Annotated in this window: 13 protein-coding genes; 3 read left to right on the top strand and 10 right to left on the bottom strand. The window is 59.2% G+C overall.

Translation table 11 applies throughout. The annotated features are described in order from the left end of the window. Positions 1 to 8: 8 nt before the first annotated feature. Positions 9 to 923: a dTDP-4-dehydrorhamnose reductase gene (gene rfbD / locus ACZIRK_RS01455; protein WP_463326805.1), complete on the bottom strand. Its 915-nt coding sequence runs from the start codon at positions 921 to 923 to the stop codon at positions 9 to 11. Further along, positions 923 to 1,477 (bottom strand): dTDP-4-dehydrorhamnose 3,5-epimerase, encoded by a 555-nt coding sequence (rfbC, locus tag ACZIRK_RS01460; RefSeq protein ID WP_463326806.1) that lies wholly within the window; start codon positions 1,475 to 1,477, stop codon positions 923 to 925. Before rfbC ends, rfbD begins: the two co-directional genes overlap by 1 nt. Positions 1,478 to 1,586: 109 nt before the next feature. On the opposite strand from rfbC, the gene rfbA reads away from it, so the two are divergent. The 3 genes from rfbA (at position 1,587) to ACZIRK_RS01475 (ending at position 4,199) form a co-directional block, all read left to right on the top strand. After that, on the top strand, positions 1,587 to 2,462 hold the full coding sequence (gene rfbA, locus ACZIRK_RS01465; protein ID WP_208820576.1) for a glucose-1-phosphate thymidylyltransferase RfbA: 876 nt from the start codon (positions 1,587 to 1,589) through the stop codon (positions 2,460 to 2,462). Between the two features lie 25 nt (positions 2,463 to 2,487). Then, complete coding sequence (rfbB, locus tag ACZIRK_RS01470) at positions 2,488 to 3,570, top strand: dTDP-glucose 4,6-dehydratase (RefSeq protein ID WP_463326807.1); 1,083 nt, start codon at positions 2,488 to 2,490, stop codon at positions 3,568 to 3,570. 62 nt (positions 3,571 to 3,632) lie between these two features. Then, positions 3,633 to 4,199: a hypothetical protein gene (locus ACZIRK_RS01475; RefSeq protein WP_245474660.1), complete on the top strand. Its 567-nt coding sequence runs from the start codon at positions 3,633 to 3,635 to the stop codon at positions 4,197 to 4,199. Positions 4,200 to 4,209: 10 nt separating this feature from the next. Here the strand turns inward: ACZIRK_RS01475 and ACZIRK_RS01480 are convergent, their stop codons facing one another. The 8 genes from ACZIRK_RS01480 to ACZIRK_RS01515 all read right to left on the bottom strand — a co-directional run bounded on the left by ACZIRK_RS01480 (position 4,210) and on the right by ACZIRK_RS01515 (position 17,858). Further along, entirely contained in the window at positions 4,210 to 4,947 is a 738-nt protein-coding gene (locus ACZIRK_RS01480) for a class I SAM-dependent methyltransferase (protein ID WP_028166697.1), read from the bottom strand. A 163-nt stretch (positions 4,948 to 5,110) separates the two neighbouring features. Beyond that, on the bottom strand, positions 5,111 to 6,091 hold the full coding sequence (locus tag ACZIRK_RS01485; protein WP_463326808.1) for a glycosyltransferase family 2 protein: 981 nt from the start codon (positions 6,089 to 6,091) through the stop codon (positions 5,111 to 5,113). A gap of 88 nt (positions 6,092 to 6,179) precedes the next feature. Further along, positions 6,180 to 7,484 (bottom strand): glycoside hydrolase family 71/99 protein, encoded by a 1,305-nt coding sequence (locus ACZIRK_RS01490; protein ID WP_130225300.1) that lies wholly within the window; start codon positions 7,482 to 7,484, stop codon positions 6,180 to 6,182. Positions 7,485 to 7,646: 162 nt separating this feature from the next. Further along, entirely contained in the window at positions 7,647 to 8,087 is a 441-nt protein-coding gene (locus tag ACZIRK_RS01495) for a hypothetical protein (RefSeq protein WP_130225301.1), read from the bottom strand. Between the two features lie 36 nt (positions 8,088 to 8,123). After that, entirely contained in the window at positions 8,124 to 11,939 is a 3,816-nt protein-coding gene (locus ACZIRK_RS01500) for a glycoside hydrolase family 99-like domain-containing protein (RefSeq protein ID WP_245474661.1), read from the bottom strand. Positions 11,940 to 12,239: 300 nt separating this feature from the next. Further along, positions 12,240 to 14,288 carry a tetratricopeptide repeat protein gene (locus ACZIRK_RS01505; protein ID WP_463326809.1) on the bottom strand — a complete coding sequence of 683 codons (2,049 nt, stop codon included), beginning with the start codon at positions 14,286 to 14,288 and terminating at the stop codon, positions 12,240 to 12,242. Continuing rightward, complete coding sequence (locus ACZIRK_RS01510; RefSeq protein WP_028166703.1) at positions 14,285 to 15,634, bottom strand: HlyD family type I secretion periplasmic adaptor subunit; 1,350 nt, start codon at positions 15,632 to 15,634, stop codon at positions 14,285 to 14,287. The genes ACZIRK_RS01505 and ACZIRK_RS01510 overlap by 4 nt, the downstream gene beginning before the upstream one ends. Then, positions 15,624 to 17,858: a peptidase domain-containing ABC transporter gene (locus tag ACZIRK_RS01515; RefSeq protein ID WP_028166704.1), complete on the bottom strand. Its 2,235-nt coding sequence runs from the start codon at positions 17,856 to 17,858 to the stop codon at positions 15,624 to 15,626. Before ACZIRK_RS01515 ends, ACZIRK_RS01510 begins: the two co-directional genes overlap by 11 nt. Between the last annotated feature and the right edge of the window lie 67 nt (positions 17,859 to 17,925).

Below are 17,925 nucleotides of genomic sequence, written 5' to 3' on the forward strand. Positions count from 1 at the left end.
ATCAGTCGTCAGCGGCTCGCCGGTGCTTGTAGCATGACCGCGAACTCCTCGAGCTCCGCTGTCAAGGCATCCTGCCAGGCCGGCGTGGTCACTCCGAACTGATCTTTCAGGCGCGACAGATCGAGCCGAGAATTGCCGGGCCGCTTGGCCTTGGTCGGGAAATCGGCGGTCGCGATCGGAACGATGGTCTCCACGGCGAGCTCCACACCGCGCGACTTCAGGCCGGCGACGATGGCACTCGCGAAGCCATGCCAACTGGTCTCGCCGGTGCAGACAAGGTTAACCACACCACTGTTGCGCACAAGCAGCCCGTTCAAGTCCGATAGATTTGGCAGCACGATGCCGGCGATCGCGTCGGCAATCGCGCTTGCCGGTGTCGGGGCGCCAATCTGGTCGGCGACGATGCGCAGCTCTTTGCGCTCGCCGGCCAGCCGCGCGATCGTGCGCAGGAAGTTGGCTCCCCGGGCGGCATAGACCCAGGACGTGCGCGCGATCAGATGCGGCCCGCCGGCCGACTGGATCGCCGCGTCGCCGGCCAGCTTGCTGGCGCCATAGACTGAGAGCGGGTTCGTGGGACTGTCCTCGCGCCACGGCTTGTCGCCAGAGCCGTCGAAGACATAGTCGGTGGAGAAATGCACCAGCGGCACGCGATGCTGTGCCGCCCATTTCGCGATCATCTCCGGCGCCTTGGCGTTGACGAGGAAGGCGAGTTCGCGTTCGTCTTCGGCGCGATCCACCGCGGTATAGGCGGCAGGGTTGATGATGAGATCTGGTCGGAAACTGTCGAGCCTCTCAGCGAGCGTCTCAGGCTTAGATAGGTCAAACTCCGCGCGGGGCGGCGCGATGGTCGTGCCATGCTTCGCCAGCAGCGGCAGCAATGCGCCGCCCACCTGGCCATTGGTGCCCGTCAACAATATCCGCATCAGATTTGCCCATAGACTGGAAGGTTTTCCACGTCGGCTAACGGCGGTGCCACGGCGTCCTTGGCCGACAAAGACGGCTTTTCGACGCCCCAGTTGATGCCGATCGCAGGATCGTCCCAGCGGATCGAGACCTCATCCTTGGGACTGTAAAGATCGTCGCATTTGTAGAAAAAGTCGGCGGTTTCGGAGAGAACGACAAAGCCGTGCGCGAAGCCACGGGGGACCCAGAGTTGTCGCCTGTTCTCTTCGCTCAATTCGACGGCAACATGGCGTCCAAAATTCGGGCTGCCGACCCGCACGTCGACGGCGACATCCAGCACCTTGCCGCGTAGCGCGGTGACTAGTTTGCCCTGCGTAACCGGATTCTGCAGATGCAGCCCGCGCAGCACGCCAAAGCTCGAGCGTGACATGTTGTCCTGCACGAAAGGCCGCGCGATCCCGTGCTCGGCGTACCGGAAGGACTGATAAGTTTCGACGAAAAAGCCGCGCTGATCGCCGAACAGCTTGGGTTCGATGATGAGGACTTCGGGAAGCTCGGTCTGGATGACATTCATTTTACAACACTTCGAAATTGCTGGCTCACGATGCTATCACTGCATTGATAACAACCTTGTGCACTTCACATTATATGTTATGTTTTGTGATAGCAAAACGTGAGGGGCTATGAAGGGCATTATCCTCGCCGGCGGGACGGGCTCGCGCCTTTACCCAGTGACGACGGTCGTATCAAAGCAGCTTCTGCCGGTCTTCGACAAGCCGATGATCTATTATCCGCTGTCGACGCTGATGCTAGGCGGAATTCGGGACATTTTGATCATTTCGACGCCGCAAGACAAGCCGCTGTTTCAGCGGCTGCTCGGTGACGGCGGCGAGATCGGCTTGCGCTTCGCCTATGCCACGCAGGAGACGCCCCGTGGGCTTGCGGATGCATTCATCGTAGGCCGCGACTTCATAGGCTCGGACTCGGTCGCGCTTGTGTTAGGCGATAACATTTTCTACGGGCACGGATTGCCGGAGATGCTGTCTGCCGCTTCGTCCCGCAACCAGGGCGCGACCGTGTTCGGCTATGTCGTCAATACGCCCGAGCAATATGGGGTCGTCGAACTCGATCACACCGGCCTCGCGCTCTCGATCGAAGAGAAGCCGAAACAGCCAAAGTCGAACGTAGCCGTCACTGGGCTATACTTTTATGACAACGACGTCGTCGAGATCGCGGCTCGGATCAAGCCGTCGGCCCGCGGCGAGATCGAGATCACCGACGTCAATAACGCCTATCTCGAGCGCGGTGATCTCTATGTCGAGGTGCTCGGCCGCGGCTTTGCCTGGCTCGATACCGGCACGCATTCCTCCCTAGTCGAGGCGAGCCATTTCGTCCAGATCCTTGAGCAACGCCAGGGTTTGCGCATCGCCTGCCCCGAAGAGATCGCGCTGCGCCAGGGCTATATCTCGCTTCAAGCGTTCGAGAAGGTCGCCGAGAAGACCGCGAAAAGCAGCTACGGCGAGTATCTGAAGTCCGTTGCCCGCTCGTATCAGGGCTGATTCCACTGCATGGAGGCGATAGATCATGCGCTTTAAGGGCTCGACTATTTTTGTCACCGGCGGCGCCGGCTTCATTGGTTCAGCCGTGGTGCGTCATCTCCTGCGAGACAGTCACGCCCGCGTGGTCAACATCGACAAGCTCACCTATGCTGCCAATCTCGACTCGCTGCCGGCAGCGAAAGAGAACCTGAACCACGCCTTCGAGAAGCAATGCATTTGCGATGGCGCGGGGCTCCGCCGCCTGTTCGAGAAATACCAGCCCGACGCGGTGATGAACCTCGCCGCCGAGAGCCATGTCGACCGCTCGATCGACGGCCCCGGCGAATTCATCCAGACCAACATCGTCGGCACCTTCACCATCCTGCAGGAAGCGCTGCGCCATTGGCGCACGCTCTCGCCCGAGAAGCGTGCGGGCTTCCGCTTCCTCCACATCTCGACTGACGAGGTGTTCGGCTCGCTCGGCGATGAGGGCTTCTTCACGGAGACGACGGCCTATTCGCCAAACTCGCCCTACTCCGCGAGTAAAGCCTCCTCCGACCATCTGGTGCGCGCCTGGCGCGAGACCTACGATTTGCCGACACTGATCACCAACTGCTCGAACAATTACGGCCCCTATCACTTCCCGGAAAAGCTGATTCCGCACATGATCATCAAAGGCTTGGCCGGCGAGCCCCTGCCGGTCTATGGCGACGGAAAGAACATCCGCGACTGGCTCTATGTCGAGGACCACGCGAAGGCGCTGACGCTGGTGCTCGAGCACGGCGCGGTCGGCGAGACCTACAATGTCGGCGGCCGCAACGAGCGCAGCAACCTGCATGTGGTCGAAACCATCTGCGATCTCCTCGACGAGATCGCACCGCGCGCACAAGGTGCCCGCCGTGACCTGATCACCTTCGTCGCCGATCGCCCCGGCCACGACCGCCGCTATGCCATCGATGCTTCCAAGCTGGAACGTGATCTCGGCTGGCGCGCGGAAGAGAATTTCGAGAGCGGCATCGCCAAGACCGTGCACTGGTACATCGACCAGCAACCGTGGTGGCGCGGGATTTTGGAACGGGGATATCAAGCCAAGCGGGTCGGGTTGAGCCTGTCGGCAACAGCACACTGAATCGTAGAACTCCATTCCAGCGATCCTATTGATCGGGCTCGCATGGAGCAACGGGACATACAATGCAACTTGCGATGGATAGTCACGAACAGAGCCTGTTCAAGAGCTTTCTGAATCTGTCCGACCGGTATCTGGAGTTTGGATCAGGTGGCAGCACGTGGCTGGCTTCCCAGATGAGAAAAGAGTGGGTCATTTCGATTGACTCATCTCAGGAGTGGCTTGCCAACGTCGCCAATGCAACGAAGGATTGCCCTACAAAACCTGATTTGGTTTACATCGACATCGGCAAGCTTCGAGAGTGGGGGTTTCCGGCAGACCGGGAACGAGAGAGCTCATGGCCCCAGTATCACGAGAGCATCTGGCAAAGGCCCGAAAGTCGCAACGCTGACCTCTACTTCATCGATGGCCGATTCCGGGTCGCTTGCTTTACGCAATGCCTTCTTCACTCGCCGCCAGGGACGTTCATCGCGATACACGATTTTGCCAGTCGACCCCAATACCATGTAGTCAGGCAGATCGCTCGGGAAGTCGCCCGAGCGAACAACATGTCGGTCTTTCAAAGGCCGCTTCAACTCGACAGCGAACGAGCCCAGCAGCTACTCCAGAGGCATCGCCTCGACCCGCAGTGACCGGCTCGCCCTACAGCATGTTCGGTTCTGATTGAATCAGAGCCGAAGCTCTGGACTTCTGTTCAGACGCCTCGCGCGACCCGGTATCAACTTCGCTCGAAAGCGCTCTAAGCCTTAGCAGGGTCACCCGGTCCAAATCGTCGAGCCGCGCCCATTTGATGGGGTGGCTCTCCTCGATCAAAAGGCCGGCGTTGCGCGCATACTCCGAAAACAGATCAAACGTCATATGGTTACGCGCGTGGGGATTTGCCCCATAGCTGGTGGTGTTCGGTGCGTCGTAGTTGGAGTGGTGATAGAGAGCCATCCCCCCTGGCGCAAGAACACGTGCCGTTTCCTTGAGATAGTTCTCAACGAGATCAGGGCTAAAATGCACCATTGCGTCATAGCAATAGATCGCAGTCATCGAATTATTCGGAACGCCGCTAAACTCGTAGCCATTGTTCTTGAGATAAGAGACATTCCGATGATGCGCCAATCGGCTCTTGCAAAACTCGATATTCTCTTCATGTATGTCGACAACGAGCAGCGAACCGCATTGAGACGCGATTTGCTCCGCATGCCGACCGCGACCGCAAGCCAGTTCAATCACCGTAGTAAGATCGAGACGAGAAAACAGCTTCGAAAAAATCGTCTCAGGATTCCAAAAAATCGTCTTGGTCCAACGCTCTGCATCGTCGTAGTAGGCACTCTCCTTCCAGGCGTGACCTATTTTCTCAGCGGAAACGTCCAGGCTCGATCTATCGGACATTGTTTTTCTCTACTGGTTCACTGAATGACACGGTGCCGAGCAGCTCATGGACGCCGGACGTCGAATTCAACCAGTCCGTGGCGCTGCTGCGACGTTAAGTTCCTCCCGTCCGGTCAGACATATAACATATATAACATACAGAAGTTTCCCAGCCAACCAGCGATCAGGAGGATGAGTGCTGTGCCAGGCCAAGCGCGATGATGTCCGCCGGTGAGTTAACAAACGAGAGAAGCATCTCCTTTTCGCTGCTGCCGGGAAATTCCAGCCGGCCATCCGGACCGAACTTGACAAACCCGCGCACGTAGCTCTTGCCAGCCCCGTCCGCATTTCTCAATTCGAGTATTTCCCTCAAATAGAGAACGATGTTCGGATCCGTTGCTTGCGAAATTCGGTCGTGTATGCGCTCGACACTTTCATCGAGCTCGACGATCACGCGGCGCTGCCGGAGCTTGTTGATATTCGACATCAATCTCTGCTCACGGTGAACGCGGTTGCGATGTTGCACCACGAGCGAGCCGCACCGCGCCGGCAAGAGACCGCATTCGCGCGCCTGAATGTTATGGTTGATGAATGCGTTTCTCAGCGACGATGCCTTGAGTAGCGGCTTCCCCCACTTCACGCCGTCAAGCAGGATCTTGTTGTCTTCGCCGATCCAATATCTGGTTGCATCCCAGGCGACGTTCGGGAGCCAGGTGCCACAAAGGAAATCTCCTTCCGCCTCTCCGAGCTGCCTGGAGAGACGATCGGCTATATTGGTATCGTAGTGGCCACTGCCATCTATCCAGTGCAGGAACTCATCGGTATCGAGAAAGATGAAGAAGCGACAGGACTCCGCCAGAGCCCGATACAACTCCGGATTCTTGTCAACAAAGTGCAGATTGTTGTGGTGACCCGAGAAGTTGTAGATGAGCAAGTCAGGATGACTGCTTTCGTAGATTTCAAGCACGTGCTCATCGCTGGAATCGTTATCGAAAATGATCAGCGAATCCATGCCGCATATAGGTGCATGGTGCTCGATCCATTCCTTCAAAAGCCAGCGGTCATTTTTTGTCTTTAAAAGGATCTTGAAATCCGACTTGCGCTCCGCGATCGAAGCCGCATTGGATTGTATCTGTTCGTGCCATTTTCTGAGAGGCGAGCTCACCTATAACTCCCAAGAGGACCGTCAACCAACTCGTGACGTAATGAACGAAGGTGCAATTTCAGACTGTCACTGATCGTCACGGTGCACATCAACCGCCGATACACGTCCGCTCGATCCAAAGTCCGGACCAGTAAAGCGCCTCAAGACCGGTCGGCGCCCGAACGCGGTCTTCCGACGAACGCATCCCTGGTGGACATGGCCATCGCGGCATCTCACTCACCTCGACGTTGCGAGAGCATTGTTGCAGGACTTCCTTTCGATCTCGCTCCCCGGTTCTCACAGGACATCGATCGCTCTTGGCTGCGTCGGGCCAAGTGATCGTTACGCGATCGATCGTCCGATTCCGGCCGGTCGCCTTGCGGAACTCGTCGAGCTTCGCCGTTCCGCCATTCCAGGTTGGAGCAAGCCACCCGCCCTCAGTGAATTCATTCCAAGCATAGACGAGAACACTCCGGAATGGCAAAGGGCCGGGTTGACTTGCGACTGCATGGAAAGCCGACTGAAGCAGTTGTTTCAGATTGTTGTCTCGAGGTGGATCGCACCAGGATTTGACCTGCGGCTCCTTGCCCTCACGAACTCTAACCGAGTCCCGCGGCCGCGGGTCCCATCCAAGCGTAACATTGGGCACGAACGGAAATCCCGCATTGCTCGCACGCCCCCAATAGTTCGAGTTGTTGGCAACGCAATCCGAAAACACATGTTCCCCCGGCCGAGGTGGCGAGAAAGTCGAATAGGCACTAGCCATATCCATGCCGGTTTTGCGCGCCTGCTCGGCTGCAACCGCGGGATCCGGGTATTCAAGAATGAAGAGCAGATTTACTCCCGACTTCTCGTATACACGCTTTTTTATCTGCTGAACGACCCGCCTCGCGGCTTCATCGCTCCCATAGACCGCTCCCCATCCCTTCGGATTCTGCGTAAAGACGAACAAGGGAGCGCTGCCATTTGCAGTACGAACGTAGCCTTTGTCGGCGACGAACGCCGCGATGCTCTCGGATATGTCGGCGACGTCCTGTTCCGGAAAGCTTTGATTGAGCGAGACGGCGAAACGTATGCCCTTCCGATCCTTCAGGCGAAGGTAAGTTGCGAGTGCGCGATTGAGCGCCAACGAATCAGTTACGTTTCGCCCCCACGACCCCGTCTCTGGATAAAAGCCAAATACAAAATAGTCGATCCCCGCTGAGTAGGCATAAGCCACCTCAGCCGTCAGAACATTGTCCATGTCACCCGAGATGGTCAGGTGCCCCTGCTCGTCATAGCGCGCAAAAAAGGGAACGCGATCCTTCCACTCCGGTTGCGCTAGGACCTTCACCTCGGGACTCTTCGAGGTCCAGTTATCCCAGCGAAGAGCGCCGATCAGGACGTCGTCTCCGGCCAACGCCGGCCAACTCATCAACACCACCGAAAGAACGCACACAGCGAGAGCCTGCAAGGAGGCCGAGTTATATCGGGCATTGAGTCGGAGTGATTTCATGCAAATTGACAACCCGGCGACATTACAGATGTGTGACAATCCAGGGCCGCCACACTTCGGAAAAGCGTTTGCGACGCCTTGTCAGGATCGCAGCGCTTTCTTCCACTGTGCTGCATTCTCCTCCTGATCGAGGTTCGGACTTCGTCCTTCCGCACCGCCAATCAAATGAAAATGCTGCTTGGCTGACTTGATCTTTCCTTCGCGAATGGCAGCGGCGACGTCTGGATATTTCTGCGTATACCAGTCCTCGTCAACTTCGGGACCGCCGCCCTGCCGTCCCTCAAAATAGCCAAATCCAATAAAATGCATGTGAGCGCTCTCAATCTCACCACTGCCGAGCGCCTTCGCTACATCCGGGTTCTCTCTCAAATAGCCATCCTCGTCGAAGTCAGCTGACGCCAACGCAATCTGAAGCAACAGCTTGAAAAGTCTGGCAGGTATTTCAACCCGTCCCCCGTTTTCGAAGGTCGCATAATCGATCTTCAGCGAGTTGAGCATCGAAACGGCAGACGGAACGAACATTGATAACCCCAACCTCTACTCGTTATTCCCAGATCCTTACGCCTTGGCACTTACCTTGGCGGGCAGCTTTTCCGTGGCCCGCTTCGGCTTCTCCGCTTCCAGCGGCGCGCCGAGCAGTTGCGTAGTCACCTCTTCCAGATAGGCGGCCTGCGATTTGGTTTCGCGGTCCGCGAAACCAAACCGCTCGCGGGCGATACGGTGCATGCTATCGATCTCCGCGATATGTTTCTGCGCCTTCAGCGAATGCGTGACGCTTGCGGCGTGGCGACGGTGGATGTTGAGAGGATCGGCGACGTAAGCGACCTTGGCGCCTCGCGTGCCGAGCGCCTCCAGATAGATGCGCCAGTCGCCGGCCATGCGAAGGTCGCGAAGGTCACCGCGGCAGGCTTCGAGCGCGCGCAACAACGCCTCGCGGCGCCACAGTACCGAACTGACGTTCAGGATGGTGTTCTTGACACCGAGGTAGCGGGTCACGAAATCGCGGCCGTCAAACACCTCGGTCCGCGACAATGCGCCGGGCTCAATGGTGGCGTAATACGGTTTGTAGCTCGCATAGAGATGGGAGCCGTCGGCATCGATGGATTTCGAGTCGCTGAAACCGAACGCGATGTCGGGATCACCATTCATCAATGCGAGCAGGCTTGAGAGGAAGGTGGGCTCGGAGAGATCGTCGGCTTCGGCGATCCAGAGGAACTCGCCCCTCGCCATCTCCGCCGCTTTGGCCCATTGCGCGAACACGGAACCGGAATTCTGCTCGTTGATGACGAGTGTGAGATCGCGCTGGCGCTCGTCGGCGAGCTTCATGATGACGGAGATGCTGTCGTCGGAGGAGCAGTCGTCCAGCACGATGATCTCCTCGACCGGATGGTTCTGGTCGAAGATAGTGTAGAGCCGCTCCGGAAGACAATGCGCGTAATTGTAGTTGGGAACCGCGACCGAGATGGTCGGCAGCGAAGGAACCGCAAGCCGGAGCAGATCGCGGACATAGTCTGCGAACGCGAATTTGGTCTGGATGATCTCGGTCATGCGGTTGCGCTCGGGCTCAGATGGCGGCCGACGCAGGAAGTTCTCTACGGCTTGCGCCATCGCCGGCACGTCGCAATACGCCACGACGCGGCCGACATTCTCCTTGAGAAGGAAGCCGGGGATGCCGCCGGAGTCCTGAAAGGCAACCACGGGCACGCCAACGCTGAGCGCCTCCAGCGCCACCGTCGGGAATGGATCCTCGCGCGAGGTCAGGGCGTAGATATCGGAAGCGGAATAGAGCGCCTGCATGTCGGAACGAAAGCCGGCGAGATGGAAACGGCCGGTGGCCTCGGCGCGCTTGATTTCAGGCCCCAACCATTCCTGCAGGCCGGGATCGATGCCGCCAGCCCAGCAGAAATGGACGTTCGGATGCTGTTGCCGAACCAAGTTCCAAACCTGCAGGAACAAATCGAACCCTTTGCGCAGGTCGGCATAGCCGACCCCAAGCACCATCTTGTCGGTGGGGGCGATGCCAAGCTCCTTGCGAACCAAGACGGCTTCCGCCGGCGCCGGCTCGATCTGCTTGTAGCTGCCTTGCGCGCGGATCATGAATCGCCCGTCACCGGCGTCGAGCTTGAGCGCTTCCACCAGCCTGTCGCGGACGAATTCGGAGGCGAACACGACGTGCTGTGCGTTGCCGATCGCCATCCGTGCAACGTCCTCGAGATTCTTCTCGCGAAGGATCCGCGGCAGTTCGTGCACCAGCGAAATGGTACGAAAACCCATCTCGGCGAGGAACTTGGTGGCGCGCCCGCTCGCCGAAGTGTTGGCGATCGCGGCCGTGAACCCCTTCTCCCGGAAGTGCCGCAAGGTCGCCGGGATTTCAGAGGCCTGCTTGAGAACGGTGAGTGGAGCAACCGACGCGTATTCGGCCTCCATCGCGCCGCCCTGCAGCAATAGATACTCGACCTCAATGTTGAAGGCGCTCCGCAACGTCCTGCCGATATTGAGCAACAAATGCTGCGCGCCGCTCGGGAATGCATCGTGCCCGATCAGCAGAATCTTTGGCAGCGAAAGGTCGCGCGTCAGGCCGGTGGCAGCACGCGCGGTGGCGTTCAGGTACGCCGATCCGAAATGCAGGTCCGGCTCGAGATAGGCACCTTCGCACCACTCGTTCCAGGCATTGACGCAGACGAACGCATCTCCGAAAAACGTGTGCTTTTGCGCCTGCTCGACCAGAGTCGCCAGCCACGCCTCGTATTTCTGCGGCGTCGAGCCCTGGACCACCAGACCCGTGCCCTGGCGGCGCGCGTCATTGTCCCAGCTCGGGACGACCGTCTTGATCAGCGGAAAATTCGGGCGCGGCTCCTCGATGGAATATTTGGCGACGTCGTCGTAGCTGTAGATCTGGCCTGAGTAGGTATCGTCCAGGATCTTGGCTTCGGAGTTGACCAGCGGGACATATTTGGTGAGCTTATGCGGCGGAAACTCGATCGCGCCATCCATGCCGTTCGGAGCAGGATCGTAATCATCAAAGCTCTGGCTCATGATGATGATCGGATCTTCGTTGAACTTCTTCGCGAAAATGGAGCGCCAGCGCGCAATCACCTTGGCGGTGTCCGGAATGAGGCGCGGACGATAGATCATCAGGAGCGGCCGGCCCTGGATGCGGATGTAACGCTTGTCCTTGAAGTGCCGGTTGAAGTCCGACAACAAGCGCTCGTCGTCGTCGGCGAGATAGTCCTGCGAGATCAGGACCTCGCCTTCCATACCGTCCCAGCGCCGCGTCCAGTTCTCGTTCGCCCACATCAGGCAGAACGGCATGTTGATGTCGCGCGCCTTCAAGAACTGCTCGAGCGGCCTCTCCAGCAGACGCTTGCCGTTGAACCAGTAATAGTAATACACAAAGCCGTAGACACCCGCCGCCTGGGCGAGCCTCGCCTGCTTGCGCATGGTTTCGATGTCGCCGAGCGAGTAGAAGCCGAGATCGCGCGGGATCCGCGGCTGATAGTGATCCTTGAACCGCGGCACGCCGCGCGCGATGTTGGTCCATTCGGTGAAGCCGGTGCCCCACCATTTGTCGTTCTCAGGGAAGGCGTGAAACTGGGTCAGGTAATAGGCCAGGACCTTTGCACGCGGCTTGGCACTTGCGGGCAAGGGACGCAGTTCCTCGAACTGCGCGCTCGGCTTGGTGAAGCGCTTGATCTCGGCCGGGATAGTGGCTTCGTTTTCCGGCGGCGACGGATAGATGCCGTCCTCGTGCCGATGCTCCAGATAGTGCAGCAGCGGATTCTGGTCGGTCTTCCCCTTGAAGTAGCGCTGGATGTAAAATTTTGTATCGAACTCCGCCGACGGGTTTCGTCCTTCCTTGTAACCGTGGAAGATGAAGTGTTCGAACGGATCGACGCCGGCGGTCGCGACGTCCTGATAGGTCTGCAGATAGTAGTGCGCATCGAATTCCGGAATCGGGCTGAACGGACCGATCCGGTTTTTCAGATAGTGCGCGAGCGGACTCTCCTTCTCCGGTATGCCGTACTTCTCGCGATACCAGGCAGGCTGGAAATACGGGCTCGGCCGCCTCCCTTCGGGCTCGCCGATCGATGCATAGTGCAGTAGCGGCTGCACATCCACGTCCTTCACATCGGGATAGGTCGTGACGTACCAGATCGGATCGAAGATCGGATTGGGCTTGCGGCCTTCCTTGTAGCCATAGAGGAAGAAGTGCTCGAACGGATCGGCGCCGACGGCGATCACGTCCGGGTAGCTCGTCGCATAAAAGTTTTCATCGAACAGCCCAAGCCCCTTGAGCGTTCGCGCAGCATCCGTGAGATCGACGGCTGGTGCAGCCGGATCGGGCGAAGGCGGAAGCTCTGGTTGCTTGCTCACGGGCTCCTTGGCAGCCGCGCCGTTTATCTTTGCGACGCTTGTCTCTCCCTTGAGTTGAGCCCTTGCGATCGCACCGCGCCTCATCCGAGGCTCCTTTTGGCCGGCGTCGCGCGCGAGTTTCGAAAGAAAATCAGCCATCGTCACACATTCACTTCAGCGTTGAGCACTTTACGTCGCAAGCGCGAGATTAGCGCACTCTTTCTGTCTTCGATATGAAAGCAAGCTTCAGTTGTGCCCGAATTGTTGTTGTTGCTTGCCTCCTTTTGCATCTTTCCGCTCCAGAACGAACAACATCCTTCTTCATCGCTCAGTGTCCACCAACGTCAGGCCGATCGCCCTCAGGCGGCGCACTGCGCCTTCATTGTTCTGTCGCGCCGCCTGTTGATACCAATGCACCGCCATGTCCCTATCCTGTGCAACGCCGGCGCCCGACATCAGCGCGTCTCCCACCGCTAGCTGCGCTTCCGCCATTCCCTGCTCCGCGGCTTTCTGAAACCATTCGGCCGCCTTCTTCGGATCCGCTTCGCGGCCCTGCCCTCTTCCGAGCATCACAGCGAGGTTGTACTGCGCAACCGTGTGTCCCTGCTGCGCGGCGGATTCGTACCAGGTCACACCCTGAGCAACATCCTGGGCAACGCCATTGCCGGTGCAATACATGACGGCAAGCAGGAACTGCGCGGCCGCATTGCCTGCGCGCGCGGCCGCGGTCATCCAGGTCGCTGATGCTCGTGCATCATTCACGCCGCTGTTCGGGTCGGCAAATAGTAGCGCAAGGGTGTATTGGGCTTCGACATGGCCTGCTTTGGCCGCGCGCGTAAACCATGGGATAGCGCCTCGAACATCCGCAACCCCACCGAACTTGCCCATTTGCATCGCGCCGAGCTGGAAGGCCGCGGGCGCGTAGCCGGCTTCAGCAGCTTCGGTCAACAATGACTGCACCTGCGCAAGTCGGTCCGCCGAGCCATCGTGATGCAAGAGGAACAGCGCATAGGCGGTCTTGGCGTCAGGATCCCCGCCAACAGCGGCCTTGCTGAGCCATTCTCCCGCGAGCTTTTGATCGCGCGGAACGCCGTTGCCTGCGGAGTAGAGCCTGCCAAGCTGCACCTGCGCGGCGCTGATGCCGCCCTCCGAAGCGCGCTCAAACCACTTGATCGCGGTTTCCACATTACGTTCGACGCCGGAGCCGTTGAGATAGAAGATCGCGACGTTGAACGCGGCGGTGGCGTGGCCGTTCTCGGCCGCACGCTCGAACCACTTTGCGGCTTGACGAATGTTCGGGGAGACGCCGGTTCCGGTCGCATAGAAGCGCCCGATGAAGAATTGCGCCTGCACGTCGCCTCGCTCGGCGGCCTTCTCGTACCAAGTGGCCGCTTCCCGCAGATCCGGCTCGGCCCCTGCGCCGTGTGAATAGAACTCCGCCAACGCCTGGATCGCCGGAAGGTAGTCCTTGCGCGCCGCCTTGCGTAACGCGGTTTCGGCCAGATCGAGATCTTTGGTGACGCCCTTGCCGTTCAAGCGCAACAGACCGATGTTGTAGAGCGCGATCGCATCGTCATGCTTTGCCGCGCTCTGGAACAGGCGCGCCGCTTCGGCGGGAGCCTCGGGCATCCCCGCTCCCTTCAGGTTCATGAAGGCAAGCGCAACCTGCGCCCTCACATGATCCTGATCGGCGGCCCTGCGATACCAGATCGCGGCCTGCTCGAAATCGACGGGGACGCCCCGGCCCTGATAGTAGACATCGCCAAGCGCGAATTCGGCCGGCGCACACTTCTGCTCCGCCGCGGCCTGGAACCATCCGAGCGCCATCTGGAAGTCTTTCGTGCAACCCAGCCCTTCGCTGTACATGTTGCCAAGGACCGTCTGCGCCTCGGCTTTCCCGCCTTCCGCCGCAGCCGATATCCAGCGAAAAGCGGTGTCGACATCCTTCGCTACGCTTGTTCCGTGCGGGAAGATCAGATCTTGCACGTTTGCCGCTTCGTCCCCCAACCGAGCGGCGGACGACTGGTACCATGTCTCATGCCGATAAGGACCGAGCACCGGATTCGCCCCGTAAAGAAAGATCAGGCCGAGCTGAAATTGTGCATCGATGTTGCCGAGTTGAGCCGCACGCTCGTACCAGATCGCAGCATCCGGGACGCTTCTCACGACCCCCTCGCCCCTCGCATAAAGCATTCCGATCCGATAGCTCGCCTCGGCCTCACCGGCTTGCGCCGCGAGCTTCCAGAGCTTGAGCGCCTCCAAATACTGACCGCTCTCGTGTGCAGCCTTTCCGCGCTCAAACGGCCCTTCCTGGGAGAACGCGGAAGGCGGTCGAATCCACTGAAAGAGCGATCGCGCCGACAGTGTCATGGCTCGCGCATGGCCTCTCGAATGCCCTTGAGCATCCCGCCGAGCAGATACATTCCGACCGATCGGGTGCCGACATTGATATCGCCCGCAAGCGTCATTCCGGGGATCAGGCGGAAATTATGCGGCACGTCCTTGAAATTGGACGAGTCCACCGAACAACGCGCCTTGTAGTAAGCATATTCGAGCGGCTTTCCATCCTCATCCGTCGTAAACGCGCCTTCGCTGATCCAGCGCACTTTGCCTTCAGCCGTGCCATGCTCCGCGGCATTGAAGGCGTCGATCTTCATGGTGCAGGGATCGCCAGCCCGGATGAACCCGATATCCCGCGACGATATCCTGATTTCCGCTTCGAGCTTGGTATCGACCGGCATGAGTGTGATGAAGGGATCGCCTGGCTTGAGGACCGAGCCGACCGAAAGCCTTGCCATGGTCAGCACCACGGAGGGTTCGGCGGCGGTCCAGCGGACGAGATCCTGGTGCTTCTCCGCCTTGTCATAAGCCGATCTCGCGTCGTCGAGCTTGTTGCGCGTCGTGACCAGATCCTGGCTCAATTGCGCGAACCACTGCTGCTTGAAGGCGTCACGATCGGCGATCAGCGATCCCAGCGTATTTTGCGCCTCGATCAAGCTGTTATGGGTATTCTCCAACGTCCGCAGCAATTCCAGCCGGGTGTCCTGGGAGATGTACATGTTGAGCTGCGAGCCGGTACCGTGCTCGGCAAGCGTCGTACGCATCGTTTCGATCTTCTGCAGAACCTCGTCGCGCTGCCGATACCTGGCATCGTCGCCGCGAAGCTTTTCGATCGTCGCCTGCGTCTGCTTGATCTTCGATTCAAAACTGTTGAGTTGGGCGGTGTATTGCGCCATCCGCTGATCATAGAGCGCCTTCTGCAGCGCCGCGTACTTCTGGTAGTCGGGGTCCGACTTGTCGGGGAACACCAGCGGCTGCTGCTTCAGCTCGGCCTCGTCGCGCGCCACTTGCGTCTCGAGGCTCGCGATCTGCAATTTCGCCTGGGTCAAATCCGCCGACGTAAAGGTCGCATCGAGCGTCGCGAGCAATTGTCCCGGCTGCACCTGCTCGCCTTCCCGCACGTCGATCGTCTTGATGATCGAGGGATCGAGCGCCTGCAAAACGCTGACCTGCCCGGCCGGCACAATCTTGCCGCTAATGCTGGTGATGACGCGATCGATCCGTGTCAGGCACAGAATCGCGACGATCGCAACCATGAACGCCGAAAGTACAAACAGGGTGGCTCGGGCAACGAGCGGCTCCGCCTCCTCCCGGATCGCGTCGGTCTCCGATTGGAATTGGCGAACGGTGGCAAGCGACGCTTGATTAGGAGACAAGGGTCGGGCTCCGGAAGTTCGGTCTATCGTTCCGGTTCGCGGGCACCAAATGCGTATTCTGCTGGTACCAAAGCGAACTGTAGATGTCGTTGCGCTCCAACAGCTCCTCGTGGCGGCCGATGTCGTCGACCACGCCGCGATTGAGCACCAGGATGGCGTCGGCCGATGTCAGCGACGACAGCCGGTGCGAGATGATGATCAGCGTCCGGCCATGCGCGATCCGCGAGATATTGGCGTTCACGATCGCCTCACTGTCGGCATCGAGCGCGCTGGTCGCTTCGTCAAGAATCAGGATCGGCGGATTGACGATCAGCGCGCGCGCGATCGCAAGCCGCTGCCGCTGCCCTCCTGACAGATTGGGCGAACCTTCATAGATTTGGGTTTCGTAGCCACGGGGGAGCTTGTCGATGAATTCCTCAGCGCCCGCTAGTCTCGCGGCCTTGACGATGTCATCGAAAGTCGCGTCCGGCTTGGCCGCGGAGATGTTTTCCCGGATCGTGCCGCTGAACAGGAAGTTCTCCTGCAGCACGACGCCGACGTTCCGGCGCAGATGGTCGACGTCGTATTCGCGAACGTCGATGCCGTCGATCTTGATCAATCCGTCATAGTCCGAATGCAGCCGCTGCAGCAAACGCGTGAGCGTCGTCTTACCGGAGCCGCTCTTGCCCATCACGCCAAGCGTGGTTCCCTGTGGAATTTCGAAGGAGATGCGGTTCAGCGTCGGTGAGACCGCGCCCTTGTATTTGAAGGTGACGCCGGAAAACTCCACTCTGCCGACAAGCGGCGAGCGGACGCCATGTCCGGAACGCCCCTCTTCAGCAGGCTGGTTGACCAGGTTGCCGACGGTGGCGACCGCGCTTCGCGCTTCGTCGTACTGATTGATAAGTTGTGCCATCTGCATGAGGGGACCCGACACGCGCTGCGACAGCATCAGAAAGGCGAACAGCGCTCCGATGACGACGGGATCATTGCTGACGAGCGCGAGATAAACGCCGAGCGCATATGAACCGCTTACCGCCAACCGCTCCAGCGGACGCACGACCGCTTGTATCGCGTTTCCGGTCATCCCTTCCGCAAGCCTGGCCCTGGAGACGCGCGCGACCAGCACGTCCCACATATGGCGCTGCCTCGCATCGAGCGCGAGCGACTTCACCGTCCGGATGCCGTTGAGCGTCTGAACCAGGAAGGCGCCCTGCGCACCTTCCGCTGCAAGGACGGCGGCCGATGCCTTGCGGTAAGTCGGCAACATCAAGATAAGCCATGCGACGATCAATCCCGACATCGCCAGGACCACCAAGGTCATGACCGGGCTGAAGAAGAACATGACAGGTAGGAAGAAGATCAGTGTCGTCGAATCCAGAATCGTGCCGAACAATTGCCCCATCAGGAAGGTGCGAATGCGGAACACTTCGCGGATGTCGCGGGCCACCAGACCGACTGCAGTCTGCTCGAAATAGTCGATGGGAAGATTGAGAACCCTTTCGAAGACGTAGGTGGATAGCTTCACGTCAAGCCTGGTCGTCAGGCGATGAACCAGAAACTGCCTCAAGAACGAGAACGTCGCCTCGAAAGCGATGATCACCAGCATTGCGAGGCACAGCACATAGAAGGTGTTGTATGCCTGGTAGAAGATCACCTTGTCCGATAGCAGCCGCCAGAACATGATCGGCGCCAAACCAAGAAATCCGAGGATCAGCGCGGAGATTGCGACGTCCCGAACCATCCGACGCTCGCGGAACATCAGCGCGGCCACGAGACCGAAACTGAACGGCTGCGATTCGTCGGAGATCTCGTAGTTGCGCTTGACCAGAACAACATCCCCGGACCAGATGTCCTCGAAGCGGGGCCGGTCGATCACGAGCAGCGCGTCTTCCGCAGCATTCGGATCCCTCAACACGATGCGCGTGTTGTTGGCATCCCCGTCGACCCGCAACAGCACCATATGGCTTCCGTTGCGCAGGCGGACGATGGCGGGGAGCGCCTTTTTCAAATGGGAAAGCCCGTCCCAATCGAGCTTGACGAGCTTCGCCCGCATGCCCGCCTTTTCCGCGCAGCGGACGAGTTGATCGGGCGTCACTTCCTGATCGGTCAGAAGGTTGTCTTTGATGAGCTGCGTTGAGGTGAGATGCAGCCCGTGCTGTCGAGCGACGATGATCAGACACTCGAGCGCCGACGGAGGCACAGGATCCGCATCAGTATTCTCGGCGACCGCTTGAATGATCATGAAAGCTCAGTCCATGTATCTGTTACGAGCGTCTGTTACGATCTTTTACGCACGCACCGCTGCGCGA

It is taken from the genome of Bradyrhizobium sp. Leo114 (genome assembly GCF_055229415.2).

Excerpts from the sequence above, each read along its gene's own strand:
- rfbD (WP_463326805.1), bottom strand. The coding sequence starts at position 923 with ATGCGGATATTGTTGACGGGCACCAATGGCCAGGTGGGCGGCGCATTG.
- rfbC (WP_463326806.1), bottom strand. The coding sequence starts at position 1,477 with ATGAATGTCATCCAGACCGAGCTTCCCGAAGTCCTCATCATCGAACCC.
- rfbA (WP_208820576.1), top strand. The coding sequence starts at position 1,587 with ATGAAGGGCATTATCCTCGCCGGCGGGACGGGCTCGCGCCTTTACCCA.
- rfbB (WP_463326807.1), top strand. The coding sequence starts at position 2,488 with ATGCGCTTTAAGGGCTCGACTATTTTTGTCACCGGCGGCGCCGGCTTC.
- ACZIRK_RS01475 (WP_245474660.1), top strand. The coding sequence starts at position 3,633 with ATGCAACTTGCGATGGATAGTCACGAACAGAGCCTGTTCAAGAGCTTT.
- ACZIRK_RS01480 (WP_028166697.1), bottom strand. The coding sequence starts at position 4,947 with ATGTCCGATAGATCGAGCCTGGACGTTTCCGCTGAGAAAATAGGTCAC.
- ACZIRK_RS01490 (WP_130225300.1), bottom strand. The coding sequence starts at position 7,484 with ATGAGTTGGCCGGCGTTGGCCGGAGACGACGTCCTGATCGGCGCTCTT.
- ACZIRK_RS01495 (WP_130225301.1), bottom strand. The coding sequence starts at position 8,087 with ATGTTCGTTCCGTCTGCCGTTTCGATGCTCAACTCGCTGAAGATCGAT.
- ACZIRK_RS01505 (WP_463326809.1), bottom strand. The coding sequence starts at position 14,288 with ATGACACTGTCGGCGCGATCGCTCTTTCAGTGGATTCGACCGCCTTCC.
- ACZIRK_RS01515 (WP_028166704.1), bottom strand. The coding sequence starts at position 17,858 with ATGATCATTCAAGCGGTCGCCGAGAATACTGATGCGGATCCTGTGCCT.